General features: G+C 68.1%; 18 protein-coding genes. 14 read left to right on the top strand and 4 right to left on the bottom strand.

Annotation, left to right across the window (positions count from 1 at the left end; translation table 11 throughout):
- The first annotated feature begins 3 nt into the window (after positions 1 to 3).
- The 6 genes from GEM_RS10340 (at position 4) to GEM_RS10315 (ending at position 7,838) form a co-directional block, all read left to right on the top strand.
- Positions 4 to 1,074, top strand: coding sequence for a hypothetical protein (locus GEM_RS10340; RefSeq protein WP_014897351.1), 1,071 nt, complete (start codon positions 4 to 6; stop codon positions 1,072 to 1,074).
- A gap of 75 nt (positions 1,075 to 1,149) precedes the next feature.
- On the top strand, positions 1,150 to 3,954 hold the full coding sequence (locus GEM_RS10335; RefSeq protein WP_014897350.1) for a type VI secretion system Vgr family protein: 2,805 nt from the start codon (positions 1,150 to 1,152) through the stop codon (positions 3,952 to 3,954).
- 5 nt (positions 3,955 to 3,959) lie between these two features.
- The gene (locus GEM_RS10330) at positions 3,960 to 4,850 is read left to right on the top strand and encodes a DUF4123 domain-containing protein (RefSeq protein WP_014897349.1); all 891 of its coding nucleotides are present in this window, start codon (positions 3,960 to 3,962) and stop codon (positions 4,848 to 4,850) included.
- Positions 4,847 to 5,233, top strand: a complete 387-nt coding sequence (locus GEM_RS10325) for a DUF805 domain-containing protein (RefSeq protein WP_014897348.1) — start codon at positions 4,847 to 4,849, stop codon at positions 5,231 to 5,233. Before GEM_RS10330 ends, GEM_RS10325 begins: the two co-directional genes overlap by 4 nt.
- Positions 5,230 to 5,709, top strand: a complete 480-nt coding sequence (locus tag GEM_RS10320) for a DUF3304 domain-containing protein (RefSeq protein WP_014897347.1) — start codon at positions 5,230 to 5,232, stop codon at positions 5,707 to 5,709. The genes GEM_RS10325 and GEM_RS10320 overlap by 4 nt, the downstream gene beginning before the upstream one ends.
- Positions 5,710 to 5,714: 5 nt before the next feature.
- The gene (locus tag GEM_RS10315) at positions 5,715 to 7,838 is read left to right on the top strand and encodes a phospholipase effector Tle1 domain-containing protein (RefSeq protein ID WP_014897346.1); all 2,124 of its coding nucleotides are present in this window, start codon (positions 5,715 to 5,717) and stop codon (positions 7,836 to 7,838) included.
- Between the two features lie 51 nt (positions 7,839 to 7,889).
- On the opposite strand, the gene GEM_RS10310 is transcribed toward GEM_RS10315, so the two are convergent.
- Both GEM_RS10310 and GEM_RS10305 read right to left on the bottom strand, forming a co-directional pair.
- Entirely contained in the window at positions 7,890 to 9,128 is a 1,239-nt protein-coding gene (locus GEM_RS10310) for a transglycosylase SLT domain-containing protein (protein ID WP_014897345.1), read from the bottom strand.
- 296 nt (positions 9,129 to 9,424) lie between these two features.
- Positions 9,425 to 10,585: a porin gene (locus tag GEM_RS10305; RefSeq protein ID WP_014897344.1), complete on the bottom strand. Its 1,161-nt coding sequence runs from the start codon at positions 10,583 to 10,585 to the stop codon at positions 9,425 to 9,427.
- A gap of 469 nt (positions 10,586 to 11,054) precedes the next feature.
- Between GEM_RS10305 and GEM_RS10300 the strand changes: the two genes are divergently transcribed.
- The 5 genes from GEM_RS10300 (at position 11,055) to GEM_RS10280 (ending at position 16,812) form a co-directional block, all read left to right on the top strand.
- A complete protein-coding gene (locus GEM_RS10300; protein ID WP_014897343.1) occupies positions 11,055 to 11,564 on the top strand; it encodes a sigma-70 family RNA polymerase sigma factor in 510 nt (169 codons plus the stop codon).
- A 2-nt stretch (positions 11,565 to 11,566) separates the two neighbouring features.
- Positions 11,567 to 12,553, top strand: a complete 987-nt coding sequence (locus GEM_RS10295; protein WP_014897342.1) for a FecR domain-containing protein — start codon at positions 11,567 to 11,569, stop codon at positions 12,551 to 12,553.
- Positions 12,554 to 12,607: 54 nt separating this feature from the next.
- Positions 12,608 to 15,199 (top strand): TonB-dependent siderophore receptor, encoded by a 2,592-nt coding sequence (locus GEM_RS10290; protein WP_041490511.1) that lies wholly within the window; start codon positions 12,608 to 12,610, stop codon positions 15,197 to 15,199.
- An 81-nt stretch (positions 15,200 to 15,280) separates the two neighbouring features.
- Positions 15,281 to 16,057 (top strand): hypothetical protein, encoded by a 777-nt coding sequence (locus GEM_RS10285; protein WP_014897340.1) that lies wholly within the window; start codon positions 15,281 to 15,283, stop codon positions 16,055 to 16,057.
- A 161-nt stretch (positions 16,058 to 16,218) separates the two neighbouring features.
- Positions 16,219 to 16,812 carry a flavin reductase family protein gene (locus tag GEM_RS10280; RefSeq protein WP_041490510.1) on the top strand — a complete coding sequence of 198 codons (594 nt, stop codon included), beginning with the start codon at positions 16,219 to 16,221 and terminating at the stop codon, positions 16,810 to 16,812.
- A 40-nt stretch (positions 16,813 to 16,852) separates the two neighbouring features.
- Here GEM_RS10280 and GEM_RS10275 read toward each other — a convergent pair whose 3' ends face one another.
- On the bottom strand, positions 16,853 to 17,749 hold the full coding sequence (locus GEM_RS10275) for a LysR family transcriptional regulator (protein ID WP_014897338.1): 897 nt from the start codon (positions 17,747 to 17,749) through the stop codon (positions 16,853 to 16,855).
- 97 nt (positions 17,750 to 17,846) lie between these two features.
- Between GEM_RS10275 and GEM_RS10270 the strand changes: the two genes are divergently transcribed.
- Genes GEM_RS10270 through GEM_RS10260 form a run of 3 tightly spaced genes read left to right on the top strand, consistent with a single transcriptional unit; the run spans position 17,847 to position 20,857 of the window.
- Positions 17,847 to 19,145 carry a CitMHS family transporter gene (locus GEM_RS10270; RefSeq protein WP_014897337.1) on the top strand — a complete coding sequence of 433 codons (1,299 nt, stop codon included), beginning with the start codon at positions 17,847 to 17,849 and terminating at the stop codon, positions 19,143 to 19,145.
- A 39-nt stretch (positions 19,146 to 19,184) separates the two neighbouring features.
- Positions 19,185 to 20,546: an acyclic terpene utilization AtuA family protein gene (locus GEM_RS10265; protein WP_014897336.1), complete on the top strand. Its 1,362-nt coding sequence runs from the start codon at positions 19,185 to 19,187 to the stop codon at positions 20,544 to 20,546.
- Positions 20,546 to 20,857 carry a hypothetical protein gene (locus tag GEM_RS10260; protein ID WP_014897335.1) on the top strand — a complete coding sequence of 104 codons (312 nt, stop codon included), beginning with the start codon at positions 20,546 to 20,548 and terminating at the stop codon, positions 20,855 to 20,857. The genes GEM_RS10265 and GEM_RS10260 overlap by 1 nt, the downstream gene beginning before the upstream one ends.
- 52 nt (positions 20,858 to 20,909) lie before the next feature.
- Here the strand turns inward: GEM_RS10260 and GEM_RS10255 are convergent, their stop codons facing one another.
- Entirely contained in the window at positions 20,910 to 21,731 is an 822-nt protein-coding gene (locus GEM_RS10255; protein ID WP_014897334.1) for a carbon-nitrogen hydrolase family protein, read from the bottom strand.
- Positions 21,732 to 21,866 lie beyond the last annotated feature (135 nt).

Raw genomic sequence — 21,866 nt, 5'->3', positions numbered from 1 at the left:
GTGATGCAGATTGACCCCTCACCGTGCGCGGTGCCGTTACGTCGCGGCATGGAGCCGAACCGCTGCGACGATGATCGGCACGGCGCGAAGCCGACGATCAGAAAGGGAAAACCTGCGCGTCGAGCGGGAATCCGGACGGGCGGAATGGCGCAACGTGTACCGCGTTTCCTGGCGGCGGGACTTCTGTTCGGCGTGACGGCAGCCGCTTTGGCAGGAGAAGGCAGGGACTACTTCGTGATCGAAAACAGCCCGGGGCAGATCAAGCCTTCGCCTCGAATGAGTTTCCAGTTCAACGGCAATCGTGTTGCCTATTATTCGCGTGGACGGGATCTGGACCTCATGCCGCCGGCGAAGTACACGGGGATCGGAAAATACACGGGAGAACTGAACGATGGATACCGGCCGGAGATTGATCAGGTCAAGCGGATTCTGGCGAATCACGAAATCGAGTCGGTCCCGGGCCTGAATATCGGATCGGTCCTGAGATATTCATTCGATCAGAATGGAACGCGTTACCAGGGTGCTCTTCAGTATCGATCCAGCGACGAGATCAGCCGCAAGCTGGCGTTTTTCTACGACCTTGCGCAGGCTTTGCTCGAGCACGGCACGCCGGAAATCAATCTGCATCCGGAGTTCACCGTGCATTCCGCGTCGCGAAATCTGGTGGTTGATGTCGTGTTCAAGAATGACGGGGCACAGGAAGTCGTCATCGACGGCCCCGAGAAGTGGTCGCCGGAGCTTGTACGCCTGAACGCGCAATACCTCCAGATCAGCGCGCTCGGCGACTCCGGTGTCAAGTTCAAGGTCAGGCTGGTTGCCAAGTATCTGAGTGCCGCCTCCCGTTCCTATGCGTCGACGATTTCCGTCAAACCGGGGCAGCCAGTGAAGGTCGAATTCGTCGTCCCCTACACGGAGGTGACGTTCGATCCGGCTTCCTCTGCTCGGCAGATCCATGAGGGCACGTACCGGATTGGCGGCATGGCCAACCTCAACATACAGTCGCCCGACGAAATGACCGGAAAGGTGTTTACGCGTATGGATAGGCTGCCCGCTGTCGAACTGACCGAGCAGTAGTGCGAACGCCGAGCCTCCCGAATGAGTGCCTTGATTTAGAGACACCGCCCCCCGCGAACCCCGAACGAACCCATCATGTCGACCCAATCTGATCTCATCCAGGCATTTTTCGGCGGCCGGTCGCAGCACGACCGGTTTTTGTGGCTGACCACGCCGCTCGGCGCGGACAAGCTCGTCGCCGAGAGCCTGCACGGATGGGAGTCGCTCGATCGCGGCGGCTTCCGGTTCCAGGTCACCGCGCTGACCGAGCGTCCCGACGTGCCGCTCGACAAGCTGATCGGTGCGCCGATCCTCGTCGAATGGCAGGCCGCGGACGGGCAGGACGCAAGGCGCCCGTTCCACGGCCACGTGACCGCCGCCGAACTCGTCGGCTACAACGGCGGGCTCGCGCGCGTGCGGCTCGTGGTCGAACCGTGGCTCGCGCTGCTGCAACAACGCGTCGACAGCTACAACTTCGTGAACGCGAGCGTCGTCGACATCAGCGAGCAGATCTTCGCGCACTACGCGCGTGGCGCGATCGTGCCGGCGTGGCGCTGGGCGCTCGCCGACCCCGCCAAATACGCGAAACGCAGCCTGACCGCGCAGGCCGGCGAAGCGGACTTCGCGTTTCTCGAACGACTGTGGGCCGAAGAAGGCATCTTCTACTGGTTCGAACATGAAGGCGACGCGCACTCGGCGAGCCTCGGCAAGCACACGCTCGTCCTCAGCGACACGAACGAGCGGTTCGCGCCCGCTGAACCCGAACGCGTCGGCTTCCATCAGACGAGCGACGGCGATCCGCGCGGCGGTATCCGGCAGTTCCTGAACGCACGCCGTTGGCGCATCGGCAGCGTCGCGCGCGCGAGCTGGGATCATCGCAGCCTGTCGACGCGTCCGGCCGGCGTGCGCGCGACCGGCGCGGCGGTGCCGGGCGAGGATCGCGATGTCGCCGGCCCGTACGCGTTCCAGACCGCCGCGATCGGCGACCAGCGCGCGCAGCAGCAACTCGATGCACAGCGCGTGGCGGCGTTGCAGGCCGAAGGCAGCGGCACGCGTCGCGATCTGCGCCCGGGGCTGCGCTTCGCGATGTCGAATCATCCGTCGCTCGACGCATCGCACGCGTTCGTGTGCCTGCGCGTCGAGCACGACGCGCGGGCGAACGTGGGCGCCGACGTGCACGGCGCGATCGCGCAACGGCTCGGCGGAATTCCGCCGCTGCTCGATGCCACGCCCGGCGGGTACGGCAGCGCGCAGGCGCTGCATGCGGCGTTCGACGCGACGACGCACGACGGCGGCGCGCTCATGGACGGCGACGAGGTGTACCGGAACCGCTTCGCCGCGTTGCCGTTCGACCAGGCCTATCGGCCGCTGGCGCCGGACGGACACGGTGCGCGCGTGCATCCGGTCGCGGTGATGCCCGGCCCGCAGACGACGATCGTGGTCGGCGCGGGCGACCCGCTCCATACCGAGCGCGATCACCGGATCCGGATCCAGCATCACGCGCAGCGCGGACAGAATTCGGCGAGTCGCGAGGACCATCCGCGCACCGCGAATGCGCCGGCCGATCGCGGCGCCGGCACCTGGACGCGCATGGTGACGCCGGTGGGCGGCGACAACTGGGGCGGCGTGAGCGTGCCGCGCGTCGGCCAGGAAGTCTGGACCGAATGGCTCGAAGGCCAGCCGGACCGGCCGGTCGCGGTCGCCGCGCTCTATAACGGGCAGGGCAACACGGATGCGCAGCACAATGCGCTGGCGGGCGGTCCGAGCAGCAGCACGGCCAACGCGGCGGCGTGGTTTGCCGGCAATGACCATGCGGCCGTGCTGACCGGTTTCAAGACGCAGGACATGAGCGCGAGTCAGACCGGTGCGGCCGGCTCGCGTCAATTCATGCTCGACGACACGGCCGGCCAGGCGAGTGCGCGCCTGGCCACGACCGATCACGACAGCGGCCTGACGCTCGGGCACATCAAGCAGGTGCAGGACAACCGGCGTCTGGCCGATCGCGGCTACGGCGCCGAACTGTCGACGCAGGCGGCCGGTGCGCTGCGCGCTGGCGCCGGTTTGCTGATCAGCACGGCGCCCGGCGTGAACCAGATGGACGCGAGCGCCGCGAGCCAGGTGCTCGCGCAGCAACGCGAGATGCTGCAGGGGCTCGCGGATTTCGCGCGCAAGCAGGGCGCGGAGCCGGGCGCGAGCGCGGCGCAGCCCGGTACGGCAGCCGCCGGCGGCGCGACGCCGCCGCTCGCCGCCATCGACGGGTTGCAGCAGAGCCAGGCGTCGATCGGCGCGACGCGCGAAGGCAGCGGCGCGGGCGGTGCCGGCGGCGGCGGTGCGGTTGCGTGGAAGCATCCGCATCTCGTCGCGCACGGTGCGGCCGGCGTCGCCGCGCTGACGGCGCAGAGCCACGTCTGGACCTCGGGTACGCAAACCGTGCTGAGTGCCGGACGCGACGTGCAGGTCACGGTCCAGGGCAAGTCGAGCATCGTCGCGAAGGAAGGCATCGCGCTGTACACACACGGCACGGCGGGCGGCAGTCGCCCGGTGCCGGCCGCCGGCATCGCGCTGCACGCGGCGACGGGCGCCGTCACCGTGCAGGCGCAGAACGCCGGGACGCTCGACGCCAATGCGCAGCGCACGGTGACGGTGTCGAGCGCGCAGGCGAGCGTCGTGCTGCAGTCGCCGAAGCGGCTGCTGCTGACGGCCGCCAACGCATTCCTGAAGATGGAAGGCAACGACATCGTGATCGGCGCACCGGGCAAGGCGACCTTCCATGCGGCCCAGCACACGCTGACCGGCCCGCGTTCCGCGAACGTGCAGTTGCCGTCGATGAACAAGCCCGCGTGCGTCGAATGCATGCGGGATCTCGCGCATCGCCACGAAGCGATCGCCACGCGCGGGTGACGGCGATGACTGGGCTGATTCAGACATGGGAAACGATGGGTGCCGGCGAGCATGCTGCGTTTCCGGATACGCGTCGCTATCTGCTGACCGATGCGTCGCAACTGCCGATCAATGCGGCGCCGTGGCACGAATTGATCGCGCAGGGGCAGGTTCACAACGTGCTGCACGGCCAGCCCGAGGCGAGCAACCCCGAAGTCTGCGCGCTGTTGTGCGACTATCACGCGCCGCATGTCGCGGCGCTGCTCGAGCGGCACCTCGCGCGGCGGCCGTTCGCGTTTCTGTCGCTGGTCAGCGTCTATCCGCTCGACGAACTCGCGGCGAAGCTCGGCGTCAGGACGCGCGTGACGCTGCCCGACGATCGCGACGGCCTGCTGCGGTTCTACGACGCGGCGGTGTTCCAGACGCTGGCGGGTGCGCTGTCGGCGTCGCGCTATCAGGCGTTGCTGTCGCCGTGCGTGTCGTGGACCTGGGTGCGCCGTGACGGAACCGTCGGCACCGCGCAGCATCCGCGCCGGCACGAACGGATCTTCTATGCGCGCGTGGACGCGCGCGAGCTCGACGCACTGTGCCGCGACAGCCGGCCGGACGCGGTGATCGCCGAATTGCGGCGCAATGGCCGGATTGCCGTCGACGCCGATCCGTTCGAAACCTACGCGAGCATGCGCAACCTGTTCGGCCTGCTGGACGCACAGGGGCTGCACGACGACCGGCTCGCTTACCGGATCGGCGCGACGCTGGCGATGGTCGGCCACGTGCGGCTCGACGCGGCGATCGTCGCCGATTGCATCGCCGCGCATCGGAGCGATCACGATGCGTTGTGCGAGGCGTTGCTCGACCGTCTGATCGAGCAGGAGGATGCAGCGGATGCGGCGACGGAACAGGAGGCGCAGCGATGAGCGTGGCTGCACTGTTTTCATTACGCGGCCGGGCCGGGCGCATGCAATGGTGGAGCGTGACCGTGCCGTTGCTGGTCGCGGGTTCCGGGTTCGACGCGCTTGCGGATCTACCTGCCGCGCGGCGCATGGAAACGGTGGTCGATATCGCCGGATGGGCATTCGCGATCGCGATGATCTGGATGCTCGTGGCGGTGTCGGTCAGGCGCTGGCACGACATCGGCAAGTCAGGATGGTGGACGCTCGTCCATGCGATTCCCGTCGTCGGCGCGTTCGTCGCGATCGCGATGAACGGGTTCGTCCGCGGCGACGACGCACGCAACCGGTTTGATCCGCCGTTGCAGGGTGAAGGCAACAACGACGCAAGTTTGCGAGGGTATCGATGAAATTCAGAGCAGGGATGCACGTAGTGGCGCTGGTCGGGCTGGGTGTTCTGGCCGCATGCAGCAAGCACGGCGTCGACGTATCGGCGGAGCCGCATAACGTGTGCGTCACCGGATACAACGAGTACGGCCGCAAGCTTCACGAGTTCTGGCTCGACAACGAGCACAAGGCGGGATGCTTCGGCAATCCGTCGGCGCGGGAAGACGGCGAGGCATTCGGCGGCGGCGGCGGATTCGCGTGCGGCTGCAAGGTGACGCCCGGGCAGAAGGTGAAGCTGTTCTGGGAATTCGCGCAGCCGCTCGACGACATCCAGCGCGGCATTCAGCCCGAGCGCAAGACGATCGACGTGACGATTCCGCAGCCTCAATCGCCGACGTCGCGCTATCTGCGCGTGTACTTCCGCAAGAACGGTACCGCCGAGCTGCAGTGGGTGGACGACATGAACGCGCCCGAGCTCAAGCCGACGCAGGAGAAGTGAGCGCCATGGCCGAAATCAACCTGAAGAAGGACGCCGCGTCCGCGCAGACGGATCGCGTCAAGGCAGAGGCCGAGCAGATGTGCCCGGCATGCGAGCACATGCTGTGGGTGAGCTTCTATTTCGACGGATTCGGTTTCGGCGACAAGGACGGCCCGCGAACCAACATCCTGAAACTGTTCAACGCCGCGTACGACAAGAAGAACAAGAACATGCGGCGCTTCTACTATCCGGGGCTCGGCGCGGACTTCGAACCCGAGGCCGGCGTGTGGCGCGAGGTACTGAAGGACAAGGCGACGGATACCGCCAGCGAGAAGGCGCGCGACAAGCTCAAGGAGCAGACCGTCGACAAGGCCAGGGAAAAGGCGCAGAAAACCGCCGAGGACGCGTGGAAGCAGAGCGGCAAGATCAGGAATCCCACCTTGGGCAACCGCGTGAGCGACACGTTCGATACGCTGGTCGGCAAGGCGAAGGCGGGCATGGGCGACGCGCGCAAGCGGATCGAGCGCGCGATCGAGCGGCCCGGATCTGAGAAAAACCGGGCGCTGCGCTACCTGAGTCACGAATGGAAGGGTTTCTGGCGCGATGTCGTCAAGTATCCATACCGGATTCCGAAGGCCGTGCTGAAGGAGGTCGGCAAGGAAACGCTGGGCTCGCTGGCCGAGTCCTTCCAGCTTACGCGCGACACGAAGCTCGGCGCCGCGTTGTTCAATACGGGCGTGGATACGCGCCTGAAGGCAGCGGAAGAGGATTTCAAGGCGGCGGTGGCCGGCGCGAAGCAAGCGGGCACGGTGAACAAGGTTCACATCGCGATCTTCGGCTACGACATGGGCGGCGGCCTCGCGCTGGCGTTTGCCAAGCAGCTGCTGGAGGAGGTCGCCAAGGGCGGCAAGTACGACGGCGTGCCGATCGCGATCAAGTTCATGGGACTGTTCGACTGCGTGACGAACCGCTTCGACGACAACCTGCTGACGGGCTACATCCCGATGAGCAACGCGGTGTCGTCGGATCTGATCCTGTCGCCGGACATCGAGAAATGCGTGCACTACGCGGCCGCGCATGAATTGCGCGTGTACAAGCCGCTGACGATGCTCGGCGTCGATCCGGCCGACATGCGCGGCCGGCGCCAGGAGCGGCTGTTTCCGGGCGCGCAGGTGGATGTCGGCGGCGGCGCGATCGAAGGCGAGGACGGCATTTCCGACAAGCTGGCGCGCCTGCCGCTCGAGATGATGTACCACCGCGCGTACGGCGCGGGCCTGCCGATGCCGAGCCTGACCGCGCTGGCGAACGAGGACGGCGCGCTGTATCAGCAGATCGTCGCGCCGCAGGAGGTCCAGAGCTTCCAGCTCGACTACCGGATGGCCGTCAAGAAGCTCGTGTCGACAACGCGCGAGATTCCGCGGCTATCGCCGCTGGGCACGGGCCTCGGCTATCCGTCGGCAGCGCTGAAGCCGTCGACCGGGCCGCTCGATTTCCTCAACCCCAAGCCCGTGCCCGACCTGACGGACGGTTGCCGCGTGCCCGATCCGACACCGCCGCGCCCGGTCGTCGTGACCGACCTGCCGAAGGACATCCAGGGCGAGCTCAAGGGTCACATGGTCGTGTATATCCAGTGGCTGCGCATGTGGTACGACCGCTCGGAAAACCGCGCGGCCGCGGATCAGCGCAAGCCGGGCTGGCTGGGCGGCGCGGCCAATCCGCTGGCGTACGGGCGTTACGAGAAGCTGGTGCGCGAAATCGACTACCAGAAGCAGCACGGCACGCGCCCGATGTCCGGCTTCGATCAGAAGCAGGCGATGAAGCAGCTCGGCGGCGAACTGCCGGCGTCGATGTTCAATACCGACCCGCAGGCGCAGGCGCTGTTCTGGCTCTGGAACAATCCGGGCGAGCGCCTGCCGCAGGTCGAGGCGATGTATCCGCTGTTCGTGAAGCACGTGCACGACAGCATGGCCGAGAGCGACATCGAGGCGGTGTGGAGCCATCTCGTATCGATCAAGAACTACATGAATACGCGGGCGATGCAGAAGATCGCGACTGCGCCCGACAAGTCCTTCCTGGACCGCGTCGCGGACGTCTATCACTCGCTGGTGTCGTCGGTATCGACGCCGTCGGGCACGACAGTCGCCCGCTAGCCGCCAGCCTGCTGACGCACGCCGGTTGCCGACGCGCAACCGGCCGCTACGTTACTTCGAGATATACCAGAGCGCGTCGGTGCTGACGCGCGTGGCCGGCGTCGTCGCGGCGGGTGCCTGCGGCGTGGCGACAGGCGGCGGCGTGTTCGACGTCACCGCGGTGGGCCACGTGGCCGGCAGGTTCGACGTGGCCGGGGTACTCGGCGTGTTCGCCGTGTTCGCGGTCGATGCCGATCCCGACGTCGACGGCGTGTTCAGATACCACAGCGCATCGGCCGAGGCCGTGCGCTTTGCCGGCGCATTCGCGGCCTGTTTCGACGCGGGCGGCGTGGCGGCCGTGGCGGTGGCCGCGCCCGGACGCTGCGTTCCCGCTCCCGCTCCGGCCTGCGCCGTCATTCCGCCGGTGCCGGCCGCGCCGCGCTGCGCGCGCGCTTCGAACGGCCCGAGCTGGAAGATTAACGTTTGCGCGGGACGCGTCAGAACGGCATATGGGAACTGCAGCTCCCACGACATCAGCACGCGGCCCGACGACGTTTCGGTGAAGATCGCTGGCACGTGCTTCATGTCGCTGAACTGCACGTAGATCCGCGCGCCGTCGTCGAATACCTGCGTCGGTTTTGCCTGGTCGGCGCCCGTCACCGTCCATCCGAAGTTGTAGGTGCCGGCCGGGCCGGCGGGCCCGCCTTGCGGCGGCGGCGGTGCGGCCGGCGCGACCGTGCGCGGGCGCGTGACCTGCGGCGCCGCGACGTTCAGGCTCGCGAACGGGTTGTACGCCTGGGCCTGTTGCGGCGGCGTAAAGGAGGGCGGAAGGATGGGCATGGGAGTATCCGGCGAATCCGGCATGGTCCGGATTGCATCATAGACCTTGCGGGCATACGCGAGGCGCTTGTCGGGCGACGCGGCGTTGTACGCGCCGATCGCGTTCCAGTTGGCGCCGAGCTGGCGGATGTTCTGCGACAGGATCCACGCGCCGACATACGCGTTGGTGCACGCATCGAACAGGCTCTGCTGCGTGATGCCTTCGCGCGCGAGCGTCGGCAGCCACGTGCTGTTGATCTGCATCAGGCCGATGTCGACGGTGCCGTTCGTGTTGGTGTTGACCGCGTTCGGATTCATCCCCGATTCGACCTGCGCGATGCCGCGCAGCAGGCTGACGCTGACGTGCTGGAACGTGGCCGCGTCGTCGAGGCAGTCGGCCCGCGCGAGCCCGGGCAGCGCGCACGACATGACGAGCGCCGGGGCGAGCTTCAGCGTGGCGTGGCTGATCGAACGGATGGTCTGACGCGGCATGGCAGGATGAGGCGGAATCCGGCCGCCCGGTGCAAGGAAATTACGCAGACGCGAAGTGTGCCATAGCGAGCAGGCAAATGGCTCGCGTCAAACTTTCCTTTGCATTTGCCGGTGCGCGATCGCGGCTGGCATGCTGACGCGGCGCGTCAGTTGCACCGCGAACCCGGCACGGGAGGAAGCGCAAGCAAGGCGGTGCGGCACGCCGTTGCGCGGGGCCGGATATGACGACGGCGGCCGAAGCCGCCGTCGCGATGACGCCGCTGCCGGCCGCGCGGCGCGCAGCCGGCCGTCGTCGATCAGAAGCGGTGACGCAGGCCGAGGTTGACCATCGTCTGCGAGCTCGTGCCCGCGTAGCCGTACGAACCGATCGATGCCTGCGCGGCCATCGACCCGCCGCTGCCGTCGCCGGTCTGGCCGCTCGCGTGCTGGTACGCGGCGGTCAGGTACACGTCGGTGCGCTTCGACAGGTTGTAGTCTGCGCCGACCGATACCTGGTGATAGGTCGCCGACGTGTCGCCGCCGGAGCGCGTGTAGCTGTAGCCGAGACCGACGAGCAGCGCGCTGCTCGCCTGGTAGTTCACGAAACCTTGCCCGGTGTTGTAGTGCTCGTTCGAGTTGAACACCGAGCTCGCATCGCGACGGTACTGCGCGTTGCTGTAGCCGACGCCGAACGTGAACGGGCCGGCGACGTACTGGCCTGCAATGCGGGCGATGCCGATCGAGTGTGCGGTCGCATAGCCGTTGTTGATCGGGCCGTCGAAGGTGCCGTCCGACGAGCTGGTCCAGCCGCTGCGCAGCCCGTTCGTCGCGGGGCTGTTGGACGCGTGGAAGTAGCCGCCCGCGACGCTGAACGGCCCGTTGTTGTACGACACGGCGGCCGAATACGACTGCGCGGCGCCGGTGCTGCCGGCGATCCCGCCGAACGAGTACATTGCCGAGAACTGCAGGCCCGCGTACACGGCAGACGTGTACTTCACCGCGTTGTCGACGCGGAAGCTGTTGTCGTAGTTGTCGACGTCGCCCGCTGTCGCGAACGCGCTGCCGAGATAGTTGTCGGCGGTGATGCCCTGCACGAGGTCGATGAGAGGATCGTACTGGCGGCCGAACGTGAGCGTGCCGTAGCGGTCGCTCGACAGCCCGACGAACGCTTGCCGGCCGAACATGCGGCCGCCCTGGCCCAGCCGGCCATTGCTCGGGTCGAAGCCGTTCTCGAGCTGGAACAGCGCCGTCAGCCCGCCGCCGAGATCCTCGCTGCCTTTCACGCCCCAGCGGCTGCCGGCGAGATTGCCCGCGCTGCTGTTGCCGAGCATCCACGCGTTGTCCTTGCCCTGCGCGTGATTGACGTAGGTGATCGATGTGTCGATCACGCCATACAGCGTGACGCTCGATTGCGCGTGCGCGGCGGGGATCGCCGCGAATGACGCGAGCGAAATCAGCGAGAGGGTGGTGCGTTTCATTTCATCTCCTTGCGTATTGGCCGGCTTGCTTGAAGCGGATTGGCAGGAGACTACAGAGCCGTCGTCGGAGGGCAAAAATGAAATTCTCCAATGTGACCTAAAGCAGACAGATGCATGCTGCGGCAAGGTCTATTGAGAGATTCACATTATTGAGAATTGTGTATCAATCGATTTCGATTTCGAGACAACGCGATTCACGCATTGCCGGATTCGTGATAATTCAGGGCGATTTTCGGCGGAATTTCGATGGCTGGGCGTTTGTCGTCGATTCATCAATTCATTATTTATTGAATTGAATGGCGAGCGGCAGCCCGGATATGTTATTGGCGCGAGCGTCGCGCCCGCGCGTCGCATGCTGTCGCGCCATCGACACAGCCGCCAGCCGATAGCGCGGGTTGCCCGCACACTTCTGTATATAATAATCATTCTCATTTACAAAACTGCCGCCTGCGCACTCCGGAACCCGGCCATGTCCGCTGACAAGCTGTCCCTCCATCGAGAAATCGACGCCCTCTACGCAGGCCATCATGCGTGGCTGCGCGGCTGGCTGAGCCGGAAGCTCGGCTGTGCGCATCGCGCGGCCGATCTCGCGCACGACACCTTCATGCGGCTGCTGGCCCGCGACGAGCCGATCGGTGCCGACGAGCCGCGCGCGTTCCTGACGACGGTCGCGCAGCGCGTGCTGTCGAACCACTGGCGCCGCGAGCAGATCGAGCGCGCGTATCTCGACGTGCTCGCGCAGCGTCCCGACGCGTATGCGCCGTCACCGGAGGAGCGGGCCGTCGTGTTCGAGACGCTGCTCGAGATCGACCGGATGCTCGACGGACTGCCGCTCGCCGCAAAGCGCGCGTTCCTGCTTGCGCAGCTCGACGGGCTCACGCAGACCGAGATCGCGCGCGAGCTCGGGGTATCGCTGGCGACGGTGAAGCGCTATCTCGTGAAGGCCGGCACGCAGTGTTTCTTCGCGATGGCGGTCTGACCATGGCCGCCCCGGGTGTGCCGGCGGTGCCGCCGCAGGTCGCGCGTCGCGCGGTCGAATGGTGGGTCGACCGGCAGGCCGGCCGAACCGACGACGCGTTCGCGACCGCGCTCGCGCGCTGGCGCGCCGAGGATCCGGCGCACGACGCCGCCTGGCGTCATATCGAAACGATGGAAGGGCGGTTCGGCCGGCTCGCGGCCGGGCTCGACACGCAGGCCGCGCATGCGGCGCTGCTGCCGCCGCGTGCGGGCCGCCGCCGCGCGGCCGTGAAGGCGCTCACCGTGCTGCTGTTCTCGGGGGCTGCGGCCTGGATGGCCGACCCCGTGCGGCGCGCGGCGATCTGGCCGGCGGACCTGCGTACCGCGGTCGGCGAGCGGCGCACGGTGACGCTCGCGGATCGCACGGTCGTCGTGCTCGATACCGATAGCGCGCTCGACGTGCGCTTCGACGACACGGCACGCCGCCTGCGACTGCTGCGTGGCACGATCATGGTGACCAGCGGGCACGACGCTCGCACCCCCGCGCGGCCGCTCATGGTCGCGACCGCGCAAGGCGAGCTGCGCCCGCTCGGCACGCGCTTCGCGGTGCGGCAGCGCGACGGCGCGACGCGCGTCGAGGTGTTCGCGGGCGCCGTGCGCGTGCAGCCCGTCGCTGCGGCGGCCGGCACGCGCGTGATCGCGGCGGGCGAGGGCGCGGATTTCACGCACGACGCGATCGGCACGCCGGCGCCGCTCGATGCGTATGCGTCGGCATGGACGACCGGCATGCTCGTCGCATCGCGCATGCGTCTCGCGGATCTGGTTGCCGAGCTCGACCGCTATCGCCGCGGCAGCCTGCGTTGCGATGCGGCCGTGGCCGACCTGCGCGTGTCGGGCACCTATCCGCTCGACTATCCCGAGCGCGTGCTCGACACGCTGAAGGCGACTCTGCCGATCGACGTCGCGTACCTGACGCGCTACTGGGCGACGGTCGTGCCGGCCCGTTCGTGAGCGCACCAAAAAATAGTTTCGTTTCCCTGAGCTGTTTCTCGATGTTCGCGTGACATGAGTCATGAAAGCAGCATTGGCTCATCGTCCACCGACACCTCGATCATGGCTTCCATCCGTCTCACGCATCGGCGCCGTTCGGCGCCCGCCCGTCATCTGCCGCGCGCATCGCGCCGCGCCGAGTCCGCCGCACCTGCCGGAGCAGGCCGCCTGGCCCGCCGGCTGGCCGGCGCCGTCCTGCTGTCGGCGCTGCTGCCGCTGCCCGTGCTGGCCGATACCGACGCCGACGCGGCGAGCGCCGCGCCGCGCGCGTCGCGTCGCGCGTTCGACATCCCGGCAGGCCCGCTCGAAGCGGCGCTGAACCGGTTCGGGCGCGACGCGGGCATCCTGCTCGCGTTCCCCGCCGAACTGACCGCCGGCCGCACGAGCGGCGGCGTGCACGGCCAGTTCGACGTCGCCGGCGCGCTCGATCGCCTGCTGGCGGGCACGGGGCTCGTCGCGCTGCGCCAGCCGGGCGGCGGCTATACGCTGACGCGTGCGAACGGCTCGGTCGCACCGGTCGCGGCGGCCGGTACCGGCGCGGCCGCCGAACTGCCGACGATCATCGTGCGCGGCAGCGCGCTGCGCGCCGACAGCTACCGGCCGGCCAAGGAAGCGGGCGCGCTGCGCACCGACATCCCGTTGCTCGATACCGCGCAGGCCGTCAACGTCGTGTCCGCGCAGGTGCTGCGCGACCAGCGTCCGCGCAATCTCGACGACGCGCTCGGCAACGTGAGCGGCATCACGCAGGGCAACACGCTCGCGGGCACGCAGGACACGATCATGAAGCGCGGCTTCGGCGACAACCGCGACGGCTCGATCATGCACAACGGGATGCCGATCGTGCAGGGGCGCTCGTTCAACGCGGCGGTCGACACCGTCGAAGTGCTGAAGGGGCCGACGTCGCTGCTGTACGGGCTGATGGATCCGGGCGGCATCGTCAACGTGGTCAGCAAGCAGCCGCAACTCACGCGCTACAACGCGATTTCGCTCGGCGCGTCGACGTTCGGGCACGGCAAGAACGGCGGCAGCGCGACCTTCGACTCGACCGGGCCGATCGGCGATTCGCGGCTCGCGTACCGGCTGATCGTCGACCAGTCGAATGAGCAGTACTGGCGCAACTTCGGCGAATACCGGCAGACCTTCGTCGCGCCGTCGCTCGCGTGGTACGGCCGCGATACGCAGGTCGTCGTGTCCTACGAATACCGGAAGTTCCATTCGCCGTTCGATCGCGGTACCGCACTCGATCCGCGCACCAACGCGCCGCTCGACATTCCGGCGCGGCGGCGGATCGACGAGCCGTTCAACAACATGGACGGCGACTCGCAGCTCGCGCAGTTGAGCGTCGATCACCAGTTCAACGCGGACTGGAGCGCGCATTTCGGCTACAGCTACAACCGCGAGACCTATGACGCGAACCAGCTGCGCACGACCGGTGTCGATCCCGTGACGGGCACGCTGTCGCGCAGCAACGACGCGACGCACGGCTCGCTCAGCACCGACAGCTACGGCATCGGCTACGTGAACGGCAAGCTGACGCTCGCGGGGATGCGCCACGACGTGCAGGTCGGCTTCGATACCGAATACCGCCGCATCTATCGCAAGGACATGCTGCGCCAGGCGGTGAAGACGCCGTTCAGCTACGTCGATCCGGTGTACGGGCTGCTGTCGCCGTCGAGCACGGTGTCCGCGAGCGACAGCGACCAGACCGACACGCTGCACGATGCGTCCGCGTTCTTCCAGGACACCGTTCACCTGACCGACAAGTGGATCGTGTCGGGCGGGCTGCGCTACATCACGTACAACCAGGTCGCGGGGCGCGGCCGGCCGTTCAAGGCGAACACCGACCTGAGCGGCTCGAAGTGGCTGCCGCGCGCGGGCGTCGTCTACAAGTGGACCGATGCGTTCTCGCTGTACGGCAGCTATTCGCAGTCGCTGAAACCGTCGTCGTCGATCGCGCCGCTGGCGGGCGGGACCTTCGTGATCGACGGCGCGACGCCGCCCGAGGAGGCGACCGCGTGGGAAGTGGGCGGCAAGCTCGACTTGCCGGGCGGGATGACCGGCACGCTCGCGCTGTTCAACATCGACAAGAAGAACGTGCTCGTGTCGCAGTTCAACGATGCGACGAAGCTGACCGACTGGCGGACGTCGGGCAGGGCGCGTTCGCGCGGCGTCGAGCTCGATCTGTCGGGCAAGTTCGGCGAACGCGTGAACGTGATCGCGAGCTATGCGTACATCGATGCGAGGACGACCGAGGATCCGCGGTATGCGGGCAACCAGCTGTGGAACGTCGCGCGCCATACCGCGTCGCTCGCGGCCGTCTACGACGTCGGTACGCTGGTCGGCGGCGACGACCTGCGCGTCGGCGCGGCCGCGCGCTACGTCGGCGCGCGGCCCGGCGATTCGGCGAACAGCTTCACGCTGCCGTCGTACGTGCTCGCCGACGCGTTCGCGACGTACGACACGCGGCTCGGCAAGCAGAAGCTGTCGTTCCAGCTGAACGTGAAGAACCTGTTCAACCGCACGTACTACCCGTCGAGCGCGAATCGCTATTTCGTCGCGGTCGGCGACGCGCGACAGGTGTCGTTGCTGACGACGTTGAAGTTCTGAACGCGCAATCCACGCAATCCACTTGATTCACGCACTCGCCGCGCGTCGCGCATGACGGCGCGCGGCTTCGGAGAAGAACTGATGAACCGGAACATGAAGACCAGCGCCGTGCGCGCCCTGGCCGCCGGCACGCGGCGTCGCGCGTTGCGCTCGCTCGCGGGCGCGGCGCTCGCGTTGTGCACGGGCCTGTCGGCAAGCGCTCCCGCCGCCGCTGCCGATGCCGTCGTGGCGGCGCCGCCCGTCACGCGCGTCGCGATGCTCGTGCAGTTGCGCGGCCCGAACCTGAAGGTCGACGAACGCATCGGCCAGCACCTCGGCGAGCGTGGCTACGCGGTGCGCCTGATCGACGAGAACGCGACGCCCGATGCGGCGCGCGATGCCGACCTTGTCGTGATCTCGTCGACGGTGTCGTCGAAGAACGTGCGGCCCGGCTGGCGCACGCTCGACAAGCCGCTCGTCACGTGGGAGAACGATCTGCTCGACGACCTCGCGATGACGGGCAAGCGCCGCGACGTCGACTTCGGCGAAACGGGCAAGGAACGCTATCTGTGGCTCGTCAACGCGCCGCATCCGATCGCGGCCGGACTGCCGGCCGGCACGAGCAACGTGTACGGCAAGCAGGCGCCGATGAGCTGGGGCAAGCCGGGGCTCGGCGCGATCACGATCGCGACCGTGTACGGGCAGCCGGACAAGGCCGCGATCTTCGCGTACGAGAAGGGCGCGACGATGGACTACGAAACGCTCGCGCCGGCGCGCCGCGTGATGTTCTTCCTCGACAACGACACGTTCGCGAACCTGTCGCCGGCTGGCGTCGCACTGTTCGACGCGGCGGTCGACTGGGCGGCGGGGCGGCGCTGACGCAGCACTGTGCCGGGCGGCGCGCGTGTCACATGACCGGAGGCAGGCCGCCCCGGTCATCTGACACGCGTGCCCACGCGCACCGTCAGCGGCGATCGGCATGGAGTGCGAGAATGCGGGCATCGGCCGGCGCGCGTCGCGCCGCTCACCAGGGAACCCGTATGGATAGTCACATCGCTCCGGTGGAGCTGAAGAAAGCCTACCGTCTCCTCAACCACGGCCCGACCGTGCTCGTATCGGCCCGCCACGACGGCGTCGACAACGTGATGGCCGCCGCGTGGGCCTGCGCGCTCGATTTCCTGCCGCCGAAGCTGACGGTCGTGCTCGACAAGTCCGCGAAGACGCGCGAGCTCGTCGAGCGCAGCGGCACCTTCGTGATCCAGGTGCCGACGGCCGCGCAGTTGCAGCTCACGCATGCGGTCGGCAGCCACAGTCTCGCCGAGCGGCCGGACAAGCTGCGCGAAGCCGGCGTCACGCTGTTCGACGTCGCAGGCCACGACCTGCCGTTCGTCGCCGGCTGCTCCGGCTGGCTCGCGTGCAAGCTGATTCCCGAGCCGCACAACCAGCAGACCTACGACCTGTTCATCGGCGAGGTGGTCGGCGCATGGTCCGACACGCGCGTGTTCCGCGACGGCCACTGGTATTTCGAATCGGCCGATCCCGCGCTGCGCAGCCTGCACTACATCGCGGGCGGCAACTTCTATGCGATCGGCGAATCGCTGCACGTCGATCCGGAGCAGCCGGACTCGCAGTAAGCATCCGGCCCGCTGCCGGCCGTCGTGTCAGGCGCGCGGTTCACGCGCGCTGTTTCAAGGCCGCCAACATCACGTCGGCGAACGCCTGCGCGACGCGCGGCAGCGTGCGCCCGCGCTTCGCGACGAGCGCGATCGGCCGCACGAACGCGGGATCGTCGATCGGCTTCACGACGAGGTCGGGCTCGGCACGCACCTCGCGCGCGCTCGCCGGCAGGATCGTCACGCCGAGGCCGCCGCGCACCATCGCGACGGCCGTCATCATGTAGGTCGGCTCGCACGCGATGTCGGGCGTGCAGCCGGCCGCTTCCAGCGCGGCATCGACGACGCTGCGCACGCTCGTGCCCTGTGCGGTCAACACGAGCGGCACGGCGGCGACATCGGCGGTGCGCACGCGCCGCTTGCGCGCGAGCGGATGATCCTGCGGGCACACGGCGACGAGCTGGTCGGCGCCCGCATACAGCACGTCCAGCGACGCGTCGAACGTATCGCCGCCGGTCAGCCCGAGGTCAGCCTCCTCGTTGCGCACCAGCGCGGTGACGAGGCTCGCGACGCCGTCGCGAATCTCGAAGGCCGCGCGCGGCACGTCGCGCCGGAACGACTGGATCAGCTCCGGCAGCAAGCTCGACGCGAAGGTCGGCAGGCACGCAAGCCGCACCGTGCCGCTCGCGCCTTCGCCGAGCGCGCGCGCATCGCGCAGCACGCGCTCCATGTCGTCGAGCGAGCGCTGCAGGAGCGGCAGCAGTTCGCGCCCGGTCTGCGTGAGCGCGACGCTGCGGCTGTTGCGGTCGAACAGCCGCGCGCCGACGATTTCCTCGAGGCGCCGGATCTGCACGGTCAGCGCGGGCTGCGACAGGTGCAGGCGCGCGGCCGCGCGCGTGAAGTTGCCGGCGTGCGCGACGGTGACGAACGCGCGGATGTCGCGAAGGTTCAGATCCATAACGATTCGTGATTGCTGCGATCAAATCATTTCAATTGTGCTATCGCTGCGCCGACCTTACGCTCGTCTCCAACAAAAGACAAGGTAGGAGACACGGATGCTGCCGTTACTTGGGCTGGGCACGATCGTCGTGCTGCTGGCCGCGATTCTGTCCAGGCGCATGTCGCCGCTCGTCGCGCTGATCGTCGTGCCGATCGCGGCGTCGCTGCTCGGCGGCTTCGGGCTGCACACGAGCAAGTTCGTCATCGACGGGCTGAAGGGCCTCGCGCCCGTCGTCGGGATGTTCGTGTTCGCGATCCTCTATTTCGGGACGATCACCGACGCCGGCACGCTCGACCCGATCATCGACCGCATCCTGCGCGCGGTCGGCACGCGGCCCACGCGCATCGTGATGGGCACGACGCTGCTCGCGCTGCTGATCCACCTCGACGGCTCGGGCGCCGTGTGCTTTCTCGTGACGATTCCCGCGGTGCTGCCGCTGTACGACCGGCTGAGGATGGACCGCCGCGTGCTGGCCGCGGCCGTGTCGATGGCTGCGGGCATCAACTTCCTGCCGTGGACGGGGCCGATGATCCGCGCATCGGCGTCGCTGCACCTGCCGGTGTCGACGCTGTTCAATCCGCTGATTCCGGTGCAGGTGATCGGGCTCGTGTTCGTGTTCGGCGTCGCGTACTGGCTCGGGCGGCGCGAGGAGAAGCGGCTCGGCCTGTCGCGCGACGATGGGTCGATTCCGCTGCCCAAACGCGAGCTGACGCCCGACGAGCAGGCGCTGCGCCGGCCGCACCTGTTCTGGTTCAACCTCGTGCTGACGCTCGTCGTGCTCGGCACAATGGTCGTGATGGGCGAGAAGATCCCGCCCGCGATCATGTTCATGGTCGGGCTGTGCGTCGCGCTGATGGTGAACTACCCGGATGTCGACATGCAGAGAAAACGCATCGACGCCCATGCGCGCGCGGCGCTGATGATGGCCGGCATCCTGCTCGCGGCCGGCGTGTTCACCGGGATCATGCAGGGCAGCGGGATGCTGAAGGCGATGGCGCAGGCGGCGGTCGGTTTCGTGCCGCCGTCGATGGCCGGCCACATCCCGGTCGTGCTCGGCCTCGCGTCGATGCCGCTCAGCATGCTGTTCGATCCCGATTCGTTCTACTTCGGCGTGCTGCCGGTGATCGCGGAAGTGGCCGGCCAACTCGGCGTGCCGGCCGTGCAGGTCGGGCAGGCCGCGCTGCTCGGCCAGATGACGACCGGGTTTCCGGTCAGCCCGCTGACGCCCGCGACGTTCCTCGTCGTCGGCCTGTGCGGGATCGAGCTGGCCGAGCACCAGAAATTCACGTTTCCGCTGCTGTTCGGCGCATCGATCGTGATGACGATCGCGTGCGTCGTGCTGGGCATCTTTTGATTTTTCCCGGCGGCGCGCTCGCCGGACGACGGTACTGACATGACAGCAAAGCCTTCACACGAACGGCGCGTGCGCATCGGCGCGGGCGCCGGCTACTCGGGCGACCGGATCGAGCCCGCGGTCGAACTGGCCGAACACGGGCAGCTCGACTATCTCGTCTTCGAATGCCTGGCCGAGCGCACCATCGCGATTGCGCAGCAGGTACGGCGCAAGGACCCGGCGCTCGGCTACGATCCGCTGCTCGACGCGCGCATGCGCGCCGTGCTGCCGGTGGCGGCGGCCAGGCGCGTGCGCATCGTGTCGAACATGGGCGCCGCGAACCCGCGCGCGGCCGCGCGGCGCACCGCGCAGATCGCGCAGTCGCTCGGCCTCGCGGGGCTGAAGGTCGCGGCGGTCGAAGGCGACGACGTGCTCGACGTCGTGCTGCGCGGCGCGTTCCGCTTCGAGGAGTCGGGCGACGAAGTCGCCGCGTATCGCGACCGCATCGTGTCCGCGAACGCGTATCTCGGCGCCGCGCCGATCGTCGGCGCGCTCGCGGCCGGCGCGGACGTCGTGCTGACCGGGCGCGTCGCCGATCCGTCGCTGTTCGCCGCGCCGCTGATCCACGCGTTCGGCTGGCGGATGGACGACTGGGACACGCTCGGGCAGGCGACGGTCGTCGGCCATCTGCTCGAATGCGCGGGCCAGGTGACGGGCGGCTATTTCGCCGATCCCGGCTACAAGGACGTGCCGAATCTCGCGCGGCTCGGGTTTCCGATCGGTGAAGTCGAGGCCGACGGCTCGGTCGTGATCACCAAGGTGCCGCACGCCGGCGGCCGCGTGAGCGCGGCGACCTGCAAGGAACAGTTGCTGTACGAGATTCACGATCCGGCGCGCTACCTGCAGCCCGACGTCGTCGCGGATTTCACGGGCGTCGCCGTTGCCGAAGAGGCGCCGGACCGCGTGCGCGTGACGGGCGGACGCGGCACCGTGCGCACCGATACGCTGAAGGTGTCGGTCGCTTACGTCGACGGTCATATCGGCGAAGGGCAGATCTCGTACGGCGGGCCGGGCGCGCTGGAGCGCGCGCGTCTCGCGCTCGAGATCGTCCGCGAGCGGCTCGCGCTGACCGGCGTGGCCGCGACCGAGCTGCGCTTCGATCTGATTGGCGTGGATGCGCTGTACGGCGACGCGACGCATGTCGTGCGCGGCGAGCCGGCCGAAGTCCGCGTGCGGGTGGCCGGTCGAGCGGCGAGCGCCGCCGAGGCCGCGCGCATCGGCAACGAAGTCGAGACGCTTTATACGAACGGGCCGGCCGGCGGCGGCGGTGCGTTCAAGTCGACGCGCGAGGTGATCGCCGTGCAGTCGGTGTTGTTGCCGCGCACGGCCGTGACGCCGTCGTTTTCATTCGTGGAGGCCTGATGCAACTGCGTGAACTCGCGCATGCGCGCACCGGCGACAAGGGCAATACGCTGAACGTGTCGGTTATCTGCCACGACCCGCGTCACTATGAACATCTGCGTGCGTATCTCGATGCGCCGGCGGTAAAGGCGTGGCTCGCGGGCATCGTGCACGGCGAGGTCGTGCGCCATGAACTGCCGGCGCTCGCCGCGTTCAATTTCGTGTTGCGCGATGCGCTCGGCGGCGGCGTCACGCGTTCGCTCGCGCTCGACGCGCACGGCAAGTCGGTCAGCTCCGCGCTGCTGGCGATCGACGTGCCCGAGCCGGTGTGATGGTGTGCAGGCGGGAGCGCGCCGATGCCTCGGCACGGGCGCGCGCTCACGCTCACGGAATCAGCAGCTCGCGACGACCGTCCGCGTGCTCGATGCGTTCGCCGGCGATGTGCAGGCGCTGGTCGGCTCGATAGTCGTAGACCGCGCGCGACGCGGCGACCTGGTCGAGATCGAGTTCGACCGTGTGGCGCGATTCGCCGGTGCCGGCCTCGAACATCAGGTTGCCGAACGGATCGGCCGCGAGGCTGCCGCCCGCGAACACGACGTCGTGCGTGCTGCCGCCGACGCGGTTCGCGACCACCGCGAACACCTGGTTTTCCATCGCGCGTGCCGATACCGACGTGCGGTGCACCTGGCGGTACGGCTCCATGTTGCCGTCGGTGACGAGGATCAGCTGCGCGCCGAGCGCCGCGAGCGCGCGGCCGCTTTCCGGGAATTCGCTGTCGTAGCAGATCAGCAGGCCGATCCGCACGCCACGCCATTCGACGGTCGCGTAGCGGTCGCCGGGCAGCACGACGCCGCGCTCGGACACCCACAGATGGGTCTTGCGATAGTGCAGCGCGATGCCGTCCGGCGTGACGAACACGGTCGTGTTGTAGAAGCGCCCGCCGTCGCTCTCGATCAACCCGACCACCACCGCGACGTTGCGTGCCCGTGCGGCCGCGATCACCGCGCCGACGCTCGGGCCGTCGAGCGGCTCGGCCACACGCGCCAGATCGGCCGGATCGAGAAAGCCGGTGAGCTGCGCTTCCGGAAACATCACGATGTCGGTGCCGGGCGCGCAGGTGGCGATCGCGTCCAGCGTGCGCTGCAGGTTGTACGGCGTGTCGCCGTCGCGACCGGCGAGCTGGACGATGTCGAGCTTCAGTTTCATGGGCGGGTTCGGTGGCGGTGGTCCGTCGCGCAGGCGGCGGAACGGTTGGGAATGAGCGCCAGTATGCGCCGAACGCGCCGGTTTCCCCATCCCGCCGACGCGTTAACCCGTCGGGGGTATTGATCTCTGCACCGG

The organism is Burkholderia cepacia GG4 (assembly GCF_000292915.1).
Classification (GTDB): domain Bacteria; phylum Pseudomonadota; class Gammaproteobacteria; order Burkholderiales; family Burkholderiaceae; genus Burkholderia; species Burkholderia cepacia_D.
Note: the sequence above shows the minus strand (reverse complement) of the source record. Positions and strands in the feature narration are given on the sequence as shown.

What these genes read in the sequence shown, in the direction of transcription:
- GEM_RS10305 (WP_014897344.1), bottom strand. Translation starts at nt 10,585, where the DNA reads ATGAAACGCACCACCCTCTCGCTGATTTCGCTCGCGTCATTCGCGGCG.
- GEM_RS10265 (WP_014897336.1), top strand. Translation starts at nt 19,185, where the DNA reads ATGACAGCAAAGCCTTCACACGAACGGCGCGTGCGCATCGGCGCGGGC.
- GEM_RS10280 (WP_041490510.1), top strand. Translation starts at nt 16,219, where the DNA reads ATGGATAGTCACATCGCTCCGGTGGAGCTGAAGAAAGCCTACCGTCTC.
- GEM_RS10320 (WP_014897347.1), top strand. Translation starts at nt 5,230, where the DNA reads ATGAAATTCAGAGCAGGGATGCACGTAGTGGCGCTGGTCGGGCTGGGT.
- GEM_RS10315 (WP_014897346.1), top strand. Translation starts at nt 5,715, where the DNA reads ATGGCCGAAATCAACCTGAAGAAGGACGCCGCGTCCGCGCAGACGGAT.
- GEM_RS10255 (WP_014897334.1), bottom strand. Translation starts at nt 21,731, where the DNA reads ATGAAACTGAAGCTCGACATCGTCCAGCTCGCCGGTCGCGACGGCGAC.
- GEM_RS10270 (WP_014897337.1), top strand. Translation starts at nt 17,847, where the DNA reads ATGCTGCCGTTACTTGGGCTGGGCACGATCGTCGTGCTGCTGGCCGCG.
- GEM_RS10295 (WP_014897342.1), top strand. Translation starts at nt 11,567, where the DNA reads ATGGCCGCCCCGGGTGTGCCGGCGGTGCCGCCGCAGGTCGCGCGTCGC.
- GEM_RS10285 (WP_014897340.1), top strand. Translation starts at nt 15,281, where the DNA reads ATGAACCGGAACATGAAGACCAGCGCCGTGCGCGCCCTGGCCGCCGGC.
- GEM_RS10300 (WP_014897343.1), top strand. Translation starts at nt 11,055, where the DNA reads ATGTCCGCTGACAAGCTGTCCCTCCATCGAGAAATCGACGCCCTCTAC.
- GEM_RS10290 (WP_041490511.1), top strand. Translation starts at nt 12,608, where the DNA reads ATGAGTCATGAAAGCAGCATTGGCTCATCGTCCACCGACACCTCGATC.
- GEM_RS10275 (WP_014897338.1), bottom strand. Translation starts at nt 17,749, where the DNA reads ATGGATCTGAACCTTCGCGACATCCGCGCGTTCGTCACCGTCGCGCAC.
- GEM_RS10335 (WP_014897350.1), top strand. Translation starts at nt 1,150, where the DNA reads ATGTCGACCCAATCTGATCTCATCCAGGCATTTTTCGGCGGCCGGTCG.
- GEM_RS10340 (WP_014897351.1), top strand. Translation starts at nt 4, where the DNA reads ATGCAGATTGACCCCTCACCGTGCGCGGTGCCGTTACGTCGCGGCATG.
- GEM_RS10330 (WP_014897349.1), top strand. Translation starts at nt 3,960, where the DNA reads ATGACTGGGCTGATTCAGACATGGGAAACGATGGGTGCCGGCGAGCAT.
- GEM_RS10260 (WP_014897335.1), top strand. Translation starts at nt 20,546, where the DNA reads ATGCAACTGCGTGAACTCGCGCATGCGCGCACCGGCGACAAGGGCAAT.
- GEM_RS10310 (WP_014897345.1), bottom strand. Translation starts at nt 9,128, where the DNA reads ATGCCGCGTCAGACCATCCGTTCGATCAGCCACGCCACGCTGAAGCTC.
- GEM_RS10325 (WP_014897348.1), top strand. Translation starts at nt 4,847, where the DNA reads ATGAGCGTGGCTGCACTGTTTTCATTACGCGGCCGGGCCGGGCGCATG.